Annotated in this window: 20 protein-coding genes; 1 reads left to right on the top strand and 19 read right to left on the bottom strand. The window is 33.6% G+C overall.

All coding sequences use genetic code 11. The annotated features are described in order from the left end of the window. Position 1: 1 nt before the first annotated feature. The 9 genes from NH288_RS04750 to NH288_RS04710 are packed head-to-tail and all read right to left on the bottom strand — an operon-like array spanning position 2 to position 10,415. Positions 2-730: a hypothetical protein gene (locus tag NH288_RS04750; RefSeq protein WP_265213500.1), complete on the bottom strand. Its 729-nt coding sequence runs from the start codon at positions 728-730 to the stop codon at positions 2-4. Further along, positions 720-2,042: a hypothetical protein gene (locus NH288_RS04745; RefSeq protein WP_265213499.1), complete on the bottom strand. Its 1,323-nt coding sequence runs from the start codon at positions 2,040-2,042 to the stop codon at positions 720-722. Before NH288_RS04745 ends, NH288_RS04750 begins: the two co-directional genes overlap by 11 nt. Positions 2,043-2,050: 8 nt before the next feature. Continuing rightward, complete coding sequence (locus NH288_RS04740; protein WP_265213498.1) at positions 2,051-4,090, bottom strand: hypothetical protein; 2,040 nt, start codon at positions 4,088-4,090, stop codon at positions 2,051-2,053. Beyond that, complete coding sequence (locus NH288_RS04735) at positions 4,090-7,032, bottom strand: phage tail tip lysozyme (protein ID WP_265213497.1); 2,943 nt, start codon at positions 7,030-7,032, stop codon at positions 4,090-4,092. The genes NH288_RS04740 and NH288_RS04735 overlap by 1 nt, the downstream gene beginning before the upstream one ends. Next, on the bottom strand, positions 7,025-7,285 hold the full coding sequence (locus NH288_RS04730; protein WP_265213495.1) for a hypothetical protein: 261 nt from the start codon (positions 7,283-7,285) through the stop codon (positions 7,025-7,027). Before NH288_RS04730 ends, NH288_RS04735 begins: the two co-directional genes overlap by 8 nt. After that, a complete protein-coding gene (locus NH288_RS04725) occupies positions 7,251-7,661 on the bottom strand; it encodes a hypothetical protein (protein ID WP_265213493.1) in 411 nt (136 codons plus the stop codon). The genes NH288_RS04730 and NH288_RS04725 overlap by 35 nt, the downstream gene beginning before the upstream one ends. Positions 7,662-7,666: 5 nt before the next feature. Next, positions 7,667-8,089 carry a hypothetical protein gene (locus tag NH288_RS04720; RefSeq protein WP_265213492.1) on the bottom strand — a complete coding sequence of 141 codons (423 nt, stop codon included), beginning with the start codon at positions 8,087-8,089 and terminating at the stop codon, positions 7,667-7,669. Between the two features lie 15 nt (positions 8,090-8,104). Then, complete coding sequence (locus NH288_RS04715) at positions 8,105-10,189, bottom strand: hypothetical protein (RefSeq protein ID WP_265213490.1); 2,085 nt, start codon at positions 10,187-10,189, stop codon at positions 8,105-8,107. Positions 10,190-10,205: 16 nt separating this feature from the next. After that, positions 10,206-10,415: a hypothetical protein gene (locus tag NH288_RS04710; RefSeq protein WP_265213488.1), complete on the bottom strand. Its 210-nt coding sequence runs from the start codon at positions 10,413-10,415 to the stop codon at positions 10,206-10,208. A gap of 284 nt (positions 10,416-10,699) precedes the next feature. On the opposite strand from NH288_RS04710, the gene NH288_RS04705 reads away from it, so the two are divergent. Next, the gene (locus tag NH288_RS04705; RefSeq protein ID WP_265213487.1) at positions 10,700-11,869 is read left to right on the top strand and encodes an IS110 family transposase; all 1,170 of its coding nucleotides are present in this window, start codon (positions 10,700-10,702) and stop codon (positions 11,867-11,869) included. A gap of 842 nt (positions 11,870-12,711) precedes the next feature. Here the strand turns inward: NH288_RS04705 and NH288_RS04700 are convergent. The 10 genes from NH288_RS04700 to NH288_RS04655 all read right to left on the bottom strand — a co-directional run. Continuing rightward, on the bottom strand, positions 12,712-13,389 hold the full coding sequence (locus NH288_RS04700; RefSeq protein WP_265213485.1) for an ATP-binding cassette domain-containing protein: 678 nt from the start codon (positions 13,387-13,389) through the stop codon (positions 12,712-12,714). After that, positions 13,370-14,884, bottom strand: a complete 1,515-nt coding sequence (locus tag NH288_RS04695) for a hypothetical protein (RefSeq protein ID WP_265213483.1) — start codon at positions 14,882-14,884, stop codon at positions 13,370-13,372. The genes NH288_RS04700 and NH288_RS04695 overlap by 20 nt, the downstream gene beginning before the upstream one ends. Then, a complete protein-coding gene (locus tag NH288_RS04690; protein WP_265213482.1) occupies positions 14,868-15,611 on the bottom strand; it encodes a hypothetical protein in 744 nt (247 codons plus the stop codon). Before NH288_RS04690 ends, NH288_RS04695 begins: the two co-directional genes overlap by 17 nt. Positions 15,612-15,717: 106 nt before the next feature. Continuing rightward, positions 15,718-16,107, bottom strand: a complete 390-nt coding sequence (locus NH288_RS04685; RefSeq protein WP_265213480.1) for a hypothetical protein — start codon at positions 16,105-16,107, stop codon at positions 15,718-15,720. A 201-nt stretch (positions 16,108-16,308) separates the two neighbouring features. After that, positions 16,309-16,530 carry a helix-turn-helix transcriptional regulator gene (locus NH288_RS04680; RefSeq protein WP_265213478.1) on the bottom strand — a complete coding sequence of 74 codons (222 nt, stop codon included), beginning with the start codon at positions 16,528-16,530 and terminating at the stop codon, positions 16,309-16,311. Positions 16,531-16,857: 327 nt separating this feature from the next. Continuing rightward, on the bottom strand, positions 16,858-17,328 hold the full coding sequence (locus tag NH288_RS04675; RefSeq protein WP_265213476.1) for a hypothetical protein: 471 nt from the start codon (positions 17,326-17,328) through the stop codon (positions 16,858-16,860). 325 nt (positions 17,329-17,653) lie between these two features. Further along, positions 17,654-17,884 carry a hypothetical protein gene (locus tag NH288_RS04670; protein WP_265213474.1) on the bottom strand — a complete coding sequence of 77 codons (231 nt, stop codon included), beginning with the start codon at positions 17,882-17,884 and terminating at the stop codon, positions 17,654-17,656. Between the two features lie 79 nt (positions 17,885-17,963). After that, positions 17,964-18,899: a hypothetical protein gene (locus NH288_RS04665; RefSeq protein ID WP_265213472.1), complete on the bottom strand. Its 936-nt coding sequence runs from the start codon at positions 18,897-18,899 to the stop codon at positions 17,964-17,966. Positions 18,900-19,060: 161 nt separating this feature from the next. Next, positions 19,061-19,291: a helix-turn-helix transcriptional regulator gene (locus tag NH288_RS04660; RefSeq protein ID WP_004828547.1), complete on the bottom strand. Its 231-nt coding sequence runs from the start codon at positions 19,289-19,291 to the stop codon at positions 19,061-19,063. A 121-nt stretch (positions 19,292-19,412) separates the two neighbouring features. Further along, positions 19,413-19,562 (bottom strand): DUF3847 domain-containing protein (locus NH288_RS04655; protein WP_265213576.1); only part of this gene is annotated, 150 nt, incomplete at its 5' end.

Raw genomic sequence — 19,562 nt, 5'->3', positions numbered from 1 at the left:
GTCACGACCTAGAGTTCATATTTCTACCTGTGCTAATTGTAGGCGCTTTAGGTACATTTTTACGTCTTTTCTTTCTTACATTTATTACTACTTTCTTAGCCTTTTTAGGGGCTTGTTTTCTTGATTGTACTGCTGCTTGTACATTTGTTTCAGAAAAGTTATTTGCTTGACTTTCTCCCTTTTCTACAACGTTCCTGTCTGTTACTGTATCTGCTACTGTGCTAGGGCTTTTTAGTGGATTGCCTATAACTTGTAATTCTGCACCACCTACCGGGTCTCCTACACGTCTTAGTACATATAATTGTATGTCGTACTTATAGATTAAGGGTTGATTGACATTTCTTGATATATTAAGCCTTATAGGTACTGTAACATAGGCCTCACCATCTGTGTGATTATAAAAGTTTAAAAAATCCTTTACTTCTTTCCCGTCTTTTATATCGTCCATAACATCAAGCATAGCTTTTTTAAGTTCTAAAAACTTCTTATATCCAAAATCTTTATTACCCCTACCATCACTATAACCTGTTGTTCCTACTATACTAAGCTCTTTAAGGCCTGAACCGAATAGGTCTACTATAGCTCCGCCCTTTGTGTAGTGGACATTTACTCTATTTGGTATCTTAAAATCATACACTTCCGGATTGATATTAAACAAGTAAGAGTGATTTTTAAATACCATTTCCATTCTTTTTATTTTATTTCTGCCGTTATAAGCATTACCATTCATAATCGCCCTTACCTTCTGTTCCTGTTTCTCCTGGATCAATAAACCTTAAATCTTCTGTATCTACTTTCTCTATATCTTTTAAATAAGCCCTGCTATAATACTGATTTGTGCTTGTATTAACTGTTGGCGCATTAAAATTAATGCTAGTATCAGAATTAAGGTTTAAGCTGCCCTTTGCATCTATCCTAGCACTACCGCTAGTTTTTATGCTTACATCACTATTAGCATTGATACTTACCCTTTGTTCAGTATTAAGGCTTACATTCTCGCTTGTATCAATAACTATTCCATCATCATTAAAGCTTAGCTTGCTTATCCCTTTTTCAGTTTGCCTTATAAGGCTTACATTGCCTTTTTTATCTATGCTAAAGCTAGTAAAATCTTTAATCTCTGGTACTTCAATTTTAGGGTTTGGATATTTTTTATAGTGCTTTCTCATGATAGTATCTTCTGACTTTCTTAAAGTTCGCCTATCATATACCTTTGCTTCATCATCTCTTCTTAGTCTTTTAAAAGTCTTTGGTTGCACTCTTACTTCAAACTTGTCATTTTCATCTATACCGATTTCAAATAAAAAGTCTTTCTTATCCTTGCTATATCTTGTAATTCCTAAGCCTGCATCGTGATACCACCTGTTGTAGGTGCAATCTTCACTATCCTCTAGCTTATCTTTAGTAACTCTCAAATAATTAAATGGTACTATAAGGCTTGTTTTTCTGTTGTGACTGATAGTTTTATTAGTTTTCTTATCCTTTAGGGTCAAGTCCTCAAAGTTAAATCCATCTTCTCTATGGTCACTCATCTTGTGGATTTTGCCGACTGTAAAAGCTCCATTGACTTCTACATCTTCAAACTCTCCTGTGCCATTGCTATAAGTGTAAGATTGATTTTTATTAACTTTTATCATCTCACCCCTTACCTGGTAAGATTCTCCACTTGCATCTACTCTTGGATTGATATTTGAAGTGTTTTTATCCCATATAGGTAAAGAACCTATAATTATAGGCTTATACTTTTCCGAACCTATAAAGGCTACTACTACCCTTTGCCCCTTTTCTAGTGGTGTATATTCTCCATAGGATAGGCCTGTTTCTTCATCATATCCTGAATACCTTTCTAGTTGGACTGGGGCGTTTACCACTCCATCTGTGGACTTATTATCGCCTATAAAAGCTCCCGATTGTAACTGTATGTCCGCTGTTCCGTTTTTATCATATACTCTAGTGACAATCCCTGTTACAATCTTTCCTGCATTATCTATATCATTTCTACCGCCATAATTGACATCTCCTAAATTTGATTGTAATCTCATTAGACCTCCTATAGACCTACTATCCTAAGTCCCCATGTCCACCTGTTAGGGTTATATTGTCCACCTGGTCCTGACGGTACTCCGTCCCTATGTGATCCATAAGTCCTGCCATCATCGCCTAAAAATTCTGTATGTCCATTCCTTAAAAGTATATCCCATGGTTGGACTTGGCTTAGTGGTATCTGATACCATAACTTAAGTCTTTTTCCATCATCAATCATAGTACGAGTTGAAGGCGCCCATGTACCTCGCCAATTCCTGCCTAGGGCTTCCATAGTCACCTTATATACAAAGCTTGAACAGTCACTATAGCCTTCATTCATTCTTAAATTGTACATATTATATGTTTCGCCTGCGTGACTTCTAGCAATCATACCAACCCTTTTTCTAAAACCTGTTGGATCAGAATAAGCAATAGGCGCATAAGAACCTGCTCCACCTGCTAGATAGCCTTGATAGTTTTCTATAGGGACTGAACCAGGGTCAAAACCTGTTATTTCAAGCATATCTTCTGGGGTTATTAATTTCCATTGATTCCACGGCTTAGAAAATCTAGTTCCATTTTTAAGCCCTCTTGTTACTTGTAAGTTAGTACTCCACCCCTCCGAATAGGTGAAACTGTGACTTACGTGTTCAATGTAGTATTCCATATCGGTAGATTTTATTAAAAGTCTGCAACCTACTTGATATGCATAATCTCCCTTTAAGGTTAGACTTCCATTTTCCATTTGGCCATTTTTAATATTCCAATTGAATAAGTCAATAGTTTTTTGTGATACTCCTAGGCCATCACTCGCATTAGCTGCATCTATTTTCTCTTGCTCCTGCATTTTGAGTATTTCAACTGCTTTTTGTCTTTGGACTGTGTTTATTTCTTCTTTATCAACGCCCATATAGCCTGTGAGTTCTCTTATTTGAGCATACGTTAAATTCTTTCCTCTTTTCTCCTGGCTTTTTATATGCTCTTCATCAAATGCTTGATTTTCTTTTTTCTTAGCTTCTGCTTCGATTTCAGCCTTATCTGATACATGGCCGGCTACATTTGCTCCGTTACTTTCTCCCGTTGGTCCGCTATTTCCCATGGTCTTATACTTGCTTGTTACTTGCAATCTTCTTAGTCCATATCTCTTATAGTAGGGCTTATACCATATAGGTTGACCAAACATCATGTCATATTCATTTATAAGACTTTCACCCTTTACAGAATATAGGGTATAGGTTTCTAGGTCTGATTTGCCTAGTTCCTCATTCATTATGTCCCTTTCCTCTATCTTAAAGATTCTTAAATTATTCCAATCTCTAGGGTTAAAAGGTGTAGGCCTTGATATTAAAGTCGGCTTATTATCTACAATTTCCCAAAAAAGCTCGTTAAATGGTGCATTCCTTAGCTCTTTAAGATAGGACCATAAAGAACCTTGAAACTCATAAGAATTATAAGGGTTTCCTATAGACTCTTCTCTTTGTCTAGGACTATCAAGATATATAGCATTAAAATAATCTTTAAAGCTTTTTCCGTTAGCAAATTCTAGGTTGATACCCCTATTGATATAATTATCTATTGCTGTCTTGATAAGCTGTGAAGGCGAATTAGGACCTGCTACAAAATCTTGGCCTTGATAAAATCCTACTATGCTATAAGTTGCATTTACTTCTTGGACTGCTCCTATATCAAATTGCATAAGGGCTTTATTAAAGCCCCTACCTGTTACGTTTATTACTCTTTTAGGTGTTAAGTCTACATAGGCCATGGATTTAAAGGTATTGTCTACCATACCATATAAGACAATTCCTCTTCTTTTTCCCCTGCCTAGCTCTATTGTTATAAAGTCGCATGAATTTATAGCCTTATACCATTTGTCCTTATAGGCTAGGCTTATAGTAAAGGTTGCACAATCATCTGCTCCTACATCTCTAGTAGTTTCTACCGATAGGATATCAAAATCAAGATTTTTACTTGTGTTTAGCTTTGCTAGTTGAAAAATTTCTAAATTGCCTTTTTCTGTTGCAAATGTCACCTTGCAAAAAGGATTGCTAACATATGTATACATCAGTTAGGCCTCCTTTGGTACACTTGATTGAGTTTAAATTGTTGATTGTTGCTACTTAATTGTTTTGCTGCCATAATTATCATCTCTTTAAACTTTTCTGTTAGGTCTGGGACTCCTGATCCACCTTGCACATTAAGGTTAATATTTATAGTTCCTGTACTAGTGCTAGTTTCGCTTCTTTCCCTATAGGACTTAGCATCATGCTTGCTTAGGACTGCTTCGTCTTTGTGCAAGTAGGCTAATTGGTCTTCTGTTACCCTATCAGTACCTACTGCATAAGCACTTACATTTTTCTTCGCTGATTGACTTAAACTACTATTGTTTGCTACAATTGTTTTATTTTCTTCAAGTATCTTTCTTGCCGTTGCGCCACGTTCTGCATTGTGGTTGTGTTTAGGTTTTTCAAATTGATTTTCAAAATTAGCTGCCGATTGATAAGCGTCATTAGAGGTTTTAAAGCTATTTATAAAGCTTGCACTATGATTGGTCTTCATCTCATGCATTATAAAGTCAAGCTGGGTCTGTAGGTCTGTCCAAGACTTGCTTCTTCCTCTAGCAAATTCTTGTAAAGCCGTAAACCTTGGACCTTCCCATTGGGCTAAACCTCTACCAGGACCACCGCCATTTTGCTTTATAGCTGGATCATATCCTGATTCATGATATAAGTTGGCCATGATTCCTGCTATACCTGCATTTGAAAAGCCCTTGCCTTTAAAATAATTCCATATTTTTTGTGAATTTCCATCGCCTGTTAGTGGTCCACTAGGGCCATCTACCCCACCTACACCACCTGCCATAGGTCCACCATTTAAAGCATTTAGTGCATTTTCTCTTGCAAGTGCATAGTCTGACTTAGCTTGGATTCCTTGACCGGTATTTGCCTTTTTACCCTCTAGGCCTTTGTTGTCTATATTGATATTAAACATATCCCCGGCTTCTATCCTATCAAGGATATTCTCTTCACGCTTTACGACTAATTCTTGCCTACCTACTAGGTCTTTATCTTTTCTTTCTTTGTGAATTTCATCTGCATAGGCTTTAGTTGGCGCTAATGATTTGCCGGCTTTTCTGCCTAGCCATTCACCACCTAGGCCACCTACAATAGCTCCTATTCCACCGCCTATTACTGTTCCTGCCGGTCCTGCTAGTGTGCCTATGACTGCGCCTAGTTTAGCGCCACCTAGTGCACCACCTATTGAACCTACTCCACCGCCTATAGCTCCTATACCTTCTTTGGTTTCGCCTTTTTTAAAGTGTCCATAAGCTTCATAGCCGTGACTTATAGCATCTACTGCTATACCTACACCGCCTGCGACTTTTGCAAACTTACTAGCTTTTGATAGTGCGCTAGCACCCTTAGCAACTCCCTCGGCTCCTTCTGCTACACCTTTTCCGCCTTTAAAAAGTCCTGGTAGAAATTTACTTATACCGCTAGCCGCTTCTGCTCCACCTTCTGCACCTTTAAGGCCTTTAGCTAGTAATTTAGGTACTGAACCTACAACCTTGCCTACTGTTGCACCTGCTGCTACTGTACCTGCTATATTTAGTCCACTTTGTAATGGTTGTGGTAGGGCGTTATAGGCTTTTTTAAGAGGTGAAGTGCCCGCATTATATACATTTCCTGATGCTAGATTGGCCGATGCTCTTTCTAATTCATAGTTAAAGTTGCTTAAGGCTTTAGAACTTGTTGCAAAGTCAAGGTTCTTTTCTTTATCTCCGCCTTTTCCGTATTCTTCGTTAGCCTTTTTATATGATTCTAAGCTATCTTGACTTAATAACTTAAGGACTTCCTCGGCTTCTTCTGTGTTAGACAAGCCCATAATTTGCTTGGTATACATGACGGCCATATCCTTGTCCCCGCCTGTTTCCCTTTGCAAATTATTATAAAATGCTTTAGCACCTTCTGGGTCTGATAAGCCTTTTTCAGCTCTCTTTGTTGCTGCCATTAGGCCTTTTTTACCATAGCCTAATTCACCACCATAACCAAATAGCCTTAAGGTTGTCATATCATGTTCATTAAAGCCATTTTGCATCTTACTTATTAGCTCTGCACCCTTTTCGCCTTTTAGTGCCGGGTTCTGTCTTGCTAACTGTGCTTGTAAGCCTGCTGCAACCTTAAAATCATCTGAACTTACTTCAAGCTTGCCCCTAGTTATAGTGTCGGTAATATCCGCTAGGCTTCTTGCAACTTCATCTTCTCGGCCTTTCATGCCGCCTGCTGCAATGTTAGTACCTATAGTATTTGTGTAGTCCTCTGCACTTAAGCCTTGTAGGTTTCTTTTTCTTAAGCCTGCATAGTCATAAGCTAGGGAGTTAGCATCAATACCAAATGCTAGCTTTGTTTTCATAAAGTCTTCAGACGTGCTTGCCAAATCTGCTGTACTTCTAAATCCGCCCCTAGCTATGCTATCTTGTAAGCCTATGACCTCGCCTGTATCAAAGCCGTATTTCTTACCTAGGTTAGTTGCTCCACTTCTAGGCTTGTTAAAGTCATTTCCGTATGCCCCTAGTCGGTTATATACATCAAGTGAACGCTTTTCAAATGCTGCTGCTTGTTTGGCGTTGTTGCTAAAGTACGATAAAGCTCCCTTTGTTGCACCTATGATTGTGCCTATCTTTCCTAGGTTATCAAGGATAGGGATACTTCCTCCGCCTGTGCTACCACTACTACCATTGTTTAAAGGCGATGGATTTTTGCTAGCACCTACACTATTAGCCTTATCTAGGCTATTAGTGAGTCTTTCTATAGTTTCTATTAGCCTATCTGTAGAGTCGCTACCACTAGATGGACTAGCTCCCGTCCTACTTGAAGTGCCTGTTTCAGTGCCTATTTTGACATTTAAGGCATCTTTTTGTAATTCCTTAACATCTTTACCTATTTCCTTAATGCTTCGTTTGGCCGCGTCTGCGTTTGCTCCTACACTAATTCTAATATCACTCATCTAAATCCACCTCCTCCCATTCATTTTCATTATTTACATCGACTTTGTTTTCTTCTACAATCGGTACATCTTCATTCCAATATTTCTCAAATTCTGGGTCTACAAATGTGTTCTTGTGTTTTTCTACATTTTCTGGATCATCAAAATAGATTAACCAATCAAGTAAGTTTAAATCAAAAGCGTTAAACTCTTTTAATCTTTCATCAAAGATACTACAATTAAGAATCTTGCTCGCTTTCCGTAACTTCCTCACTATCGGACTTAGGGCTATCTCCTCTAGGTTCATCTTCTCCATTTTGCTTGCGAAAGGAGTTTTCAAATTCCCTAGCCTTTGCGTATAGCTCATAGATTAAGTCCGGATTATCTACCTTATCCATATCAAACCAATCTGGACTCTTAACTAAAAGCTTGTTAAGATAGCACACGCTTGCTGCTAATGTATAGCCCATATTTGATATTGTTTTAAGGTCGGCATCTTTAAGTACCTTTGCAAGGTTTACCTCTATATCTATAGTATCAAGGATAGATGGGAACTTTACTGTGAAAGTCCCCTTTACTTCTTTGCCTTGAATTTTTGTTTTAATTTCTATATCCTTTGTTCTAGAATTTAAATTTACAAATTCATTCATTCAGTCTATTCTCCCTCATCACATGATAAAAATTGTACTGTTGCATTTTCTCCGGCTATAGCATTAGCTCTAATTGTAGAAGTGCAATCTGTGAATGTACAACCTCTATATACTCTTATGGTCTTGTTGTCCCATTTATTGATAATTTCAATGTCAATAATATCTTTAGCTAGGATATCTTCGCCTAGGCCTATAAGTCCCATGCTAGCTAAGTTTTCCTTTCTTAGCATATATCTTTCTAAAGTAAAAGACCCTTCATATCTATTTTGTACGTGTTCTTGTGGCATAATTGATCCGATTTCATATACGCCTTCTGTACCATAAGATATTCTAGGGTCTAGTGATTGTGCTCTACCTACTACTTGGCCATTAATCTTTATAAGTATGACCGCACCAGTTAAGACTGTTTGCTTTTCTGCACTTGCCATTATTACCTACCTTCCTTATCTTTCCATCTCGTTTATGCTTAATTCTTCGGCATAAAACTTAACGTCTATAAATACAAAGTTTGTAACCTCTGTAGGGGCTACATCAAATGTTAGATAAACTCTGTCATTTTTCTTATCTATTCTTACATCTCTGTAGGCTACTATGATTCCGTCTTTCTTGTATTGTTGAAGTACTGATATTGCTCTATTTCTAGCTGATTCTAGGGTAGAAAAAGGTGTTAGCTTACCTGTAAGCATCTTATCTAGTGCTTTTCTTATATCCTTAGATAGTTGGTCTGCAATTGCACCTGTAGACCTTTCTATTTTGAGTGGGTCGTTATATTGTGCAAAAGTTGTATAGTCCCAAACAAGTTTTGGATAAAAAGTAAACTGATTATCTCTACCTGCGACCATATCATCAAATAGGATTCCATTATCAATAAGCTTGCTCTTATCCTCTTCGCTATAGGTATTTTCTGGCTTTAAATACTTAAAGACATCTGCTGTTGCACTCTCTACCCCTAGGAATGCAAATCTGCCTGCATACATAGCTGCGTGGATATAGGCTGGATATAATTTGTTGTTATAATCATAAAAGCCTTGGCCTGTGAATTGAACTCTTTCGTGTTCTAGTTGTGCTTTTTGGTTGATTTGTTCTTCAACCGACATATTGTTAGCACCACCACAAACAAGTCTTCTTTCCTTGCCATATCTTTCACTCATCTTAATAACGTGTTCTCTACACTCGGCAATGATTCCTATATCATCTGTAAGTGGGACAATATAGTCTATATCGTATTTACTTAGCTCATCTAAGAACTTTATAAATGACCTTGCTTCCCTGCCCTCTGCTCCACCGCTTAGTGGTTGGAATGAGTAGTCAGCATAGTTTGAAACTTCTCTATTTATGATGGTTACTTCTACTAGGTTTGATTGAGTTTTAGTAGTTTTCTTGATATCTCTTAAAACTGCTGTAATAGGTGTTTTTTCCTTGATTTCCACCTTGTCATAAAAATCTAGGTCGTGTACTGATAGCTCACTATTAACTGTTTTTACTGGCTCTACTTCATAGCCCTTATAGCCCATCAAGAAAAGTGATAGACTTCTAACATTGCTAAATTGTGTAGGGTCTAGGTCTAAGTCGATATCAACCTTTGCCGATTCCGCATTATCACCTATATAAGTTTGAAGCTTGATAGCATCTCCCTTACCATTAGATACAATTGATAAACTAGCATAGGCTTGTTCGCCGTTATACTTAATAGAAAAAGCTCCACCTAGATTATCAAATTGTTCATAACTATCTTTCTTTGCATCATAGATAGTTAAGCATTTAGTCTTTGGTGAAGCTCCATCAGTTAGCTTGTGGCTTATTAAGTTGTTTTCTTCTCCATAATCTTTAGAAGTAATTGTATAAACAAATTCTGATTCTGTTACCTTGGCTGTACAAGGAATTAAGAATGTATCACCTTGATTGTATTTACCTTCTGCAAAAGTTACCTTAACTCCATCTCCTAGCTCCTTATCAGTCGCATTAGAAGTGTTTTTAAGTGGCAATTCTTCGCCTATTTGTTCTCCATCAGAAGCTAGGTAGTATATATAACTTGCTTCTGCTAGGTCTTTAATACCTGGTGAAGTAATTTCGATTTTATAGGTCTTATTTACATCTCCTGTATAAGTACCACTTGCTGTTACTTTTCCTGTTGTGTTAGCGTGTTTTGTTACTATTACCTCGCCTATCTTAGCATCTACTGTCTTTGTTTGATATACATTTCCTGTTGATTTACTCGCACTATTAGACCTTATACAAAATATTTGGTCTGCCCCGCCTAGTCTTACCCCGTCTTTTGTTTCTACTACTGGATCATAGGCTTTTAGGGCTGCATCTAATAGATTTCCACCCTTAAGGACTTTTTGTGCATCTTCTGGGTCTTCAATAATTTTGACTTCCCCCGGTACTCCACCTTTAGAAGTACCAATTAAAGCAATGTTTTTAGCTCCATTAGCCTTATATATCCTCATATCACTAACAACGTTTGAATATACTCCTGGCTTTCTGTGCCTTATATTGTGAAATTGATAGCCTTTTTTAAATGCCATATACTAATTTCCTTTCTTATTCTGTTGCTTCTTTTAGGACTTTGTCCCATTCTTCATTTGTCATATAAAGCTTGCCCTTAAGCCTTACCTTAATAGCTGCTTTAATTTCATCTCTTACATTCTTTCCTAAGAAATATTCTCTAAAAGATACTAGCCTTTCGCTCTTTTTAGGCTCTGGATTGACTTCCTTTTTAGCCTTGCTTGGTGTTATCTTCTTCTCTGTCACCATTTGCTCCTTATATAATGTATTTAGGTTGTTAAAGGTAACCTATAATCCTTTTTCAACTAAGTATTATTCAGTTTTACTGTATAATATTGTTATTAGATAGAGTGTACTCGTCACTTCCTTGAGATTTAATCTCGTAATTGAAAGAGTGAGTCCTCTAATCTTTTAACTGTTTACGAATAAGTTAGATGTTGACCCTTTCAGGGTACTTCGTATATACCATAAGGCAGTAACATTATTAGATTTTGAGGTGTCTATCTAAAATACTTTTTTATGAGGTTCAAATGTTTTATTTAGGTATTGATATTGGTAAAAACACTCATGTTGCTTCATTAGTTGATGACAAGAAAAAAGTTATTTTTAAGGCTTTTTCTTTTTCAAATTCCATTGATGGTGCTGAGAGTTTAATCCTTAAACTAGAAGCTTTCAAAAATGAACTTGAAGTTGCTATGGAAGCTACAGGTCATTATTGGTTATCTCTATACTCATATCTTGTCGAAAAAAACTTTACAGTTCGTGTTATCAATCCAATTCAAACTGACGGTTGGCGACAAGGTATTGAGATTAGAAAGAGAAAAACTGATATTATTGATTCTCTTTTAATAGCTGATCTTCTTAGATATGGAGATTTCGTTGAGACTTCGCTTTCTAATGAAGATTATTTGTCTTTGAGAAATCTTTCCAGATTTAGGTCTTACCTCATTTCTTCAATTGGCGATCTTAAAAGAAAAACTATTGCACTTTTAGATCAAGTTTTTCCTGAATACGCCTCTTCTTTTAGTAATATTTTTGGGAAGACTTCTAAGGAAATTCTTTCAAATTTCTCTACTCCTTCTGATTTTGAGGATATTAATTCTGATGATTTGAATACTTTTCTTGAATCTGTTTCTAAGAAAAACTATGCTTCTAAGAAGATTGATGAGCTTTCTAAAAAGGCTTCTTCTTCTTTTGGTATTAATTTCTGCCTGGATTCTTTTAGTCTTCAAATCAAAATGCTTATTGAGCAAATTTCTTTTATTCAAAATCAGGTTTCTGATGTTGAAAATGAAATTGAACTATTGCTTGAAAAACTTAATTCTCCAATTACTACTATTCCAGGTATCGGTTCTGTTAATGCAGCTACTATATTAGGTGAGATTGGTGATATTAAAAGATTTTCTAATCCTTCTAAACTTGTCGCTTATGCTGGTTTGGATGCTAGCATTTCTCAGTCTGGAGAATATGAATCTACTTACAATCATATGAGTAAAAGAGGTTCTCCATACCTTAGACGTGCTTTGTTTCAATCTGCTCTTAGAGCTGAATTTTGTGATCCTGTTTTCTCAAATTTTTATCAAAAAAAGATTAGTGAAGGAAAACATCATCTAGTTGCTACCAATGCTGTTGCTAGAAAGCTTTGTCATACTATTTTTGCTGTCCTTACTAAGAATGAACCTTATCAAGTGCAGAGTTAATTTTTGCTTAACTGTTTACAAATTTTTGAAAAAGGTTCTGTAAATGACGAGCTTTGCTCGGGCATAGCCTTTATCATTTACAGATTCTTTTGAGAAAATTACTATTTAAAAGGCGAAAACTTTACTAACCCTATTTTTAAATTCTTAAACTCTAGGGTATTTTTTCATGCTTATTTTTATTCAGTTTTTATCAATATCAATTCTTATATTTTTAGCATTTTACCTCTTGACTTTTAATAGTTAGTCTTTCTTTCTTTGTTGTTTTAGGTGGAGGCTTAATAGATTTTTATATCCACTTTGTGAATGAGCGTTTTGAAATGATAGAATTAAAAAAGCCGACTACTGAATTAATTTTTGTTGTTTCAGTATGTCGGCTTAATTGTTTTGTTCATTTCAAATTTTAAAAGTCAAGGGCGAGCGTTAGCGAGTTTATTTACCCTTGACTTTTAAAAAGCGAATGGTTGTTGCTCCCTGCAAGGGTTTGGCTCCGCAGGACGCAAGCACCCTTTAGGGTGTATAATTGCGCCCTTAGAAATCTAAGGGAGATTTGGTTATTATATTTTTCCTAATTTTCTCTCATTACTTTTAGTGTTTCTTTAAATCTTATTTCTTTTGATTAAGTTGCTTTACTCTGTTTCTGCCTTTTTTCCTTTGTTTTGTTTTTTCTCAAATTGTTCCATCAATTTTTCTAATTTTTAAATTGTCATTTCCTCATTCTAGATTTTTATATAACAAAAGCAATCAAGTTCTCACTCAATTGCTTTGCACCTAATCTTTAAATTGTCATTACTCAAATTACTTATTTTAGCATGTATATTACCACCCTCAATCCACAAAATTTCTCACTTCTCGAAAACTGAAAAATAAGACTTTTTGAGTTCATCGGTAAATAACACAAATTTTTTATCCAAAATAATATATATTTCATCACATATTTTTTCCAAATATTCGTGTTGATGTGAAGTTAACAATATAGTCTTACCTTCATTTTTTAAAGCCGATAATATTTTTATTACATCAACATTTGTTTGAAAATCTAGGGCATTGAATGGCTCATCTAACAAAATAATATCCTGATTTTCCATAATTGCTTGAGCAATTCCTAGTTTTTGTTTCATTCCTGAAGAATAAGTTTTTACTCGTGACCTATTATCAGGATCTAGTCCAACACGTTTCATATATTCTTTAATTGTACTGTCATCAATCTTTCCTTGAATATCTGCTAATAACTTAAGATTTGTAAATCCATCATAAAAGTCAATGTATCCAGGTTGATTTACAAATAGGCCCACATTTCGGGGAAAATCCAAGTCTTTTCCTACTTTCTTATCTCTAACATAGATTTCTCCATCATCAACAAACTCTAAACCAGTAATCAATTTAAATAGAACACTTTTACCTGTCCCATTTCCACCTACCACTCCAATTGTTTTTCCTGCTTCAATTTTTAAACTTGCATTTTCATAAAGAACATTTTGTTTAAATTTTTTGCTTATATTTTTAATCTCTATTATTGCCATATTTTATCCTCCTCATACTTATAAAAATAAAATACATAGCGTTCAAAACTGATATTATCAAAAGTTTTATTACAAGCTCATATTTATTGTTTATTCCATCAAATAAATTGGACATTCCAAAATTTAAATCAAGTAAATTAAATGTTGGCAGTATGAAGAAAATAAACTTAAAAAATATGATTGATAAAATTGATGCTATTGCATTGGTAAATTTACATAAAATTTTAAAAATTACAAAATCAAAAGTTAAATTTACAAAGAAAATCACAAAATACATACTTAAAATTCCGTATGTAAAGTTTATATTGAATTCACTTATAAAATATTCATTGCTAATAGTACCTACTCCACCCATAAAATAGAACACACTACCTAAAGTATAAACAAAAAGTGTATATAGAAAGATATAATTCATATATGCTCCTGTAAGTTTTCGTTCAAAACTCAACTTACTTTTTGTTCGAATCAATATTGGTGCCTGTCCATATTTTTTCATTCTACTTTCAGATATTCCAATAAAAAACAATGGCGTTAAATAAATAATCACTAGTCGCAACCAAGGAATAAATGATGAGTAATTTTTATTGACCCCGAATAGGGTCGTTACGATTACATCTTTGAAATTGAAATTCGCCCCTCCTATTGTCCTGAGCAACTCCAATAAAAATACTATTAATAATATTATGAAAGATATTAATTTTTCTCTTTTTGAAATAATAAACTCTTTGAAGCTATAATTATTGGTTTTGAACATCTTTCCAAAACAAAATAGGATTAGCAGAACACCAAATAAAACAGTCAGTAGAAATTTAATAGTTCCGTTAACAAACAATCCATGGTGTAACAAAATAAAGTTGTCAAAGCAGACTATTGGAGCAATTGTTTTTAATTCTGTCTTAAATCCTATAAATGTCAATATATAAATAAGTACTGATGAAAGTATAACGTTCCTATAGTTGTACCTATAATTAATGTATGAGAGCAGTGCTATCAGCAATGTAAATCCAAACAAAAAATACCCCATATTTAAAAGGACAGCAAATAATGAATTACTAAAATAATCAATATAAGTATTCAAAATTTCGATTAGTTCGTCATATACTTCTGCCTTTATACTTTGAGAATTGATCGATAAACCAAAAGTTCTTATTCCAATAGTAAAAATAGTCGCAAATTGTATGGTCATATAAACTATCAACCATTTAGTAAAAGACTTTGTAGATTCTTTTATTTGGTGGAATGCACTCTTATATCTTATTATCTCAACGTCATCAATATTTCTAATATATCTTGCAATTATAATAAGTAAAATTGGAAATACACAGTATAAGATATAGTAGTGATTTGTCAAAACTGAAAGAATATAACCCCATACTCCCATATCTACTCTTCTATATTCTTGTAGCGTACTCCCACATATATAACACAGAATGCTAAAATTTATAATTAGTAATATCCTGTTTTCAATGAAAATCCTCTTACATTTTTCCAGCATTAAATCTACTCCTTAAATAAGTTTCAACAGCTGCAATTATAAATAAAAAACATATAATTCCTATGGAAATGTTGGTAATCGTCATCGATATTGGCTTCAATCTATTCAAAACAAATGTCGTAGTTATACTAAACCTTGATATACCAAGTGTAGCTGTTATGAAATTTTCTACAACAATATATGCAAAAGGCAAAATCATTGCAAGAAATAGATTTTCGATATATAGTGCTGCAATTTGTGCAAACAAACATATTAATGATCCAATTAAAGCCTTTTGTAATGACCACACAATTCCAAAAATAATTGGTTTAGACATCTGTAATTCACCAAAAATATAGTTAGACAAGTCTGGCTTGGTGCTAGACTCAACAATGTTTGCGATATTACACGAGAAAACCACACCTATTATATTCACTATAAATACCATTAAAAAGCATGCTGTCGTCGCTGAAAATATATGAATAAGTACATATTTTTTCCTGGAAATACGGACGTGAACATACTCTAAAAAATTATCCTTTTTCATAAAAAACGTATAAATAGAAAATGGTATACTTACAATCAATCCAAAAAAGAAATCGATAGGTTCTGATGCATATGAATAAGGACTAATTTGATAATATATCATACTATTTGAGTTATATATTACTATAAGTGTCATTAAAACTACTGCATAAATTATACCTACTGCGAAAGCAGGAATTGCTTGCCTTTTTATTGCGTTCAAATATAATCTCATGTTCATTTCCTCTATTTTATCAAAATATAGTAGGCTGCTAGAAACAGCCTACTATAACATACTGTTTGTGTTTTAAACTATATTAATCTTAACTTCAGTTACTTTTCCATGAACCATCAACTTGAACAGCAACAGGTGTATTCCAGTCATTTGAGAAGTGAAGTCTTATATAATCTCCTTGTTTGTGATTAACGTTCCCGTCTAAATCGTAGTAAGAATTATCATCAACATTTCTTGTCCAAGATCCTGCTGTTCCATCATCCTCTTGCATTCTTACATCTACAACATAATCCGCACCGACATTACGAGAACTCAATCCACCATTTGCTCCACTTATAGATTTTGTTTGATACGCAGTGTAACCATTTCCGTTAAAACGCCCTACTGTTGTACTATATGTCTTATAACTTGTTCCAGCGTATACCATTGTTGAACCAAGTGTCAATACCGCACAAATTGCTAATACATTTTTAATATTCTTCATTTTAATCCTTCCTTTATAACCATCTTCGAAATAAATATATATATAATACCCGTAAATAGCTGATTAGATATCATAAATAAAATTATTAACAAATATCTAATAGCTACATAAATCTCCATTTTTATACCTTTGAGGATTTTTATAAATCATAAAATTCACTCTCCTAATAAAGTTTAATTAATGTTATGTCTGTTATTTCGTTTAACATTTTGAACACCTGTATTTACCTGTACCATCTAAGTCAAATATTTGGTATATACAGACGCCCAAAGCATTTGCTATGTCATTAGCATTTTTAAGGCTAGGAATTGTTTTCCCAGTTTCTATTTTATTTATGCTTGTCCTTGATATCCCTACTTTTTTTCCAAGTCTATGTTGCGATAAACCTAGAGGTTTACGGTATTTCTCGATTCTATTATTCATTATATCACCTTTCTTTGGTTAACTACAGTTTAACATATTTTCGTTTGAATGTCAATGCTTTTCATGTTTTTTTGATTACCTTTTCCTAATTTATTATTACATAATATCTATGCTAATATTTTTACATTTTTTCTCATTACTCTAAGTGTTTCTTTAAATTCTTTTGTCTTTGTTGCTTCTTCTAATAAGATTTTTATTTATTCATCTCTAAAGTCAGGTATTTATATCTCCATTCTTATACCTCATTGGGTTTAATAGTTGTAATATCAAACTGATGATTACAACAAGTAAACTATCATAAAACATAACTGTTAAATTCTTATATTATTAATCTCTTTTACTTACTCCGTAAGCAACTGATGCTGCTGTAAGGATTCCAGTAACCCCAGCTACTCCAGCGATACCAGTTTTAGCGTTGTTTCCAGCTTTCCTTGCTGGTTTGTTAGCTTTTATGTTCTTATCTTCATTTATCATATCTTCATTTACTTTTAAGTCGTCAAAATTAACATTGAATACTTTTAAAAGTTGACTTGGAAAATAGTTCACTGCCCATTGTTGTTCTTTAGAAAGAGTATTATACCATTTTAACCATTCTATATCTTTTTCCGACAATCTAAGTGATTGTAATAGCTCATAGTTTACACTCAATTGTTCCTCTTTACTTAGCCCATTAAACCATTCTTGCACTTCTTTAGGGATGACTTCTGAGTTATTGTCTGCTGATGAAGCAAATACATTTGTTGCCATCGCTGTTAACAGCATCACCATGGCTATTAATAAAGTAAATCTTTTTTTCATTTCATCTCCTCCTTATCTAATCTTGAATCATAAATAACATCTGTTGGCATTCTTTCAGATATAATTGTTAAATTACGATAGTCATTTAAATCATTCTTTAACTGTACCAAATATCCATCTTGTACAGGATGTTTTTCTATTTTCACAATATAATAATTCTTGATATTATTATTGGTAAGATATCTTTTCACAGTTAGCCTTATCATAATAGGCTTATAAATAAGCATTATAGTAACTACTAAAATAACAAACATCAAAAAGAATTTTTTAATATTATACTAAAAACCCCTCCATCCGTATTCCGGATTTTGGGGTTCAGGTCATATTAATCTTTCTTTATTATTATCTTTATTTCTTCTTCTGTTTTTATTAAATCATTTTTAATAACTATCTCTTTAAGTAAACTATCATTATCGTAGTATACAGTGATTCTCCCCCCATTTTCCATTAAATAAACATCTCCATAAGACCCAAATAATGATCCAGATGGCTTACCAAGTATCTTATATAGTTCCTTTTGATAAATTTTCAAAACACAACTAATTTCCTTATTCAATATTGACTCCCTTAAATAATTTTTATAAATTTAGTCCTCATTATATAGAATATAACAAGGACTAAATAATATAAAATGGCTATCTCGATATTATATAATATCCACCCCAAGTACTGTAATTTGCATAATAATAATTTCTATCACAAGTTTTAGGGTCAGATATATAATTACCTGAAGCATCTTTATAGGTTATTCCTGTCAATCCAGGCTTGTGAGACCAGCCGCCATCCCTATCCTGTCTATACCAATGATAATCATTATTTGCTATAACTAATGCAATTTTATATTCATTTGATTTAGGCTTTTCACTGTAGCTAGAACTTCTAATAGTTCTTCCTAAGCTTTCCATGTCCGATTTTACAGCTTTAATTATAGCTCTTTGAGTAAGATTAGTATAAAGTTTGCCTTTCCTGTATCCAGGTTGAAATATATATCCTGCATGTGGATTTGATTTATCATCTGCTATTCTGTTTAAGACATAGCCATAGCAATTTGCTCTATAAATATTCTCAGGATCATTCCAATATGAAGGTCTATACGAATATTCTCCACCGCCTGTAGGCATGCCAGAACGCATCATATTAACGTCATTATTATTTATTAAATCTTTCTCATCATTTGTATTCAATTCAACAGATTCATCTGTTTTTAAATCAATGCTGTTTAAAAAACCTTTAGGTGCTGAATTCATTCTAATATCATACTTTACACCTTTATATTCTTGAATATACTTATCAACATCTTTTTGATTCTCTATGTTATTAGCATTAAAATATAACTCAGCTTCCATATCAACAGGAGTATCTGCTAAAACCTCTGATGTTCTCAAAGATTCATAAATTTCATTAGGTGCTGAATTCATCCTAATATCATACTTTACACCTTTATATTCTTGAACATACTTATCAACATCTTTTTGATTCTCTTGTATTCTTTCCGAAGCTGCAAAGACACTTGTATTTAGTCCAAGCATCATTGTAAATATCAAGAATAACCCACAAATTTTTCTTAACATAATTATATCCTCCATTTCTACTGTTATTAAAATCAATATATATTAATATTATTTTCTTAAAGAATCAAATTCCAATTTAATTATCTCCATTTTTATACCTTTGAGGATTATTATAGTTCATAAATTCCACCTATCTTTGTCTTGATGTAGTCATTTAATTTTTAACAACAATTATGACTATGACACTTATATGTTTCTTCTCCGTCCAAATCAAAAATCTGATACATACAAACACCTAAAGCATTTGCTATATCGTTAGCAGTTTTAAGACTCGGAATCGTTTTCCCTGTTTCTATTTTGTTTATACTCGTCCTTGATATACCTACTTTTTTTCCAAGTCTATGTTGCGATAAACCTAGAGGTTTACGATATTTCTCAATTCTATTATTCATTATATCACCTTTCTTTGGTTAACTACAGTTTAACATATTTTCGTTTGAATGTCAATGCTTTTCATGTTTTTTTGATTACCTTTTCCTAATTTGTCATTACCTAATATCTATGATAATATTTTTATATTTTTTTCATTACTCTAAATGTTTCTTTAAATTCTTTTGTTTTGATCGCTTCTTCTAGTAAGGTTTTTATTTCTTCATCTGTTAGTTCTTCTGCATTTTCTATAAGGCTTTCTAAGATTGCTCCTCTTGTTATGAGCCTATGAGT

This window comes from Anaerococcus sp. NML200537, assembly GCF_026131715.1.
Classification (GTDB): Bacteria; Bacillota; Clostridia; order Tissierellales; family Peptoniphilaceae; genus Anaerococcus; species Anaerococcus kampingae.
Note: the sequence above shows the minus strand (reverse complement) of the source record. Positions and strands in the feature narration are given on the sequence as shown.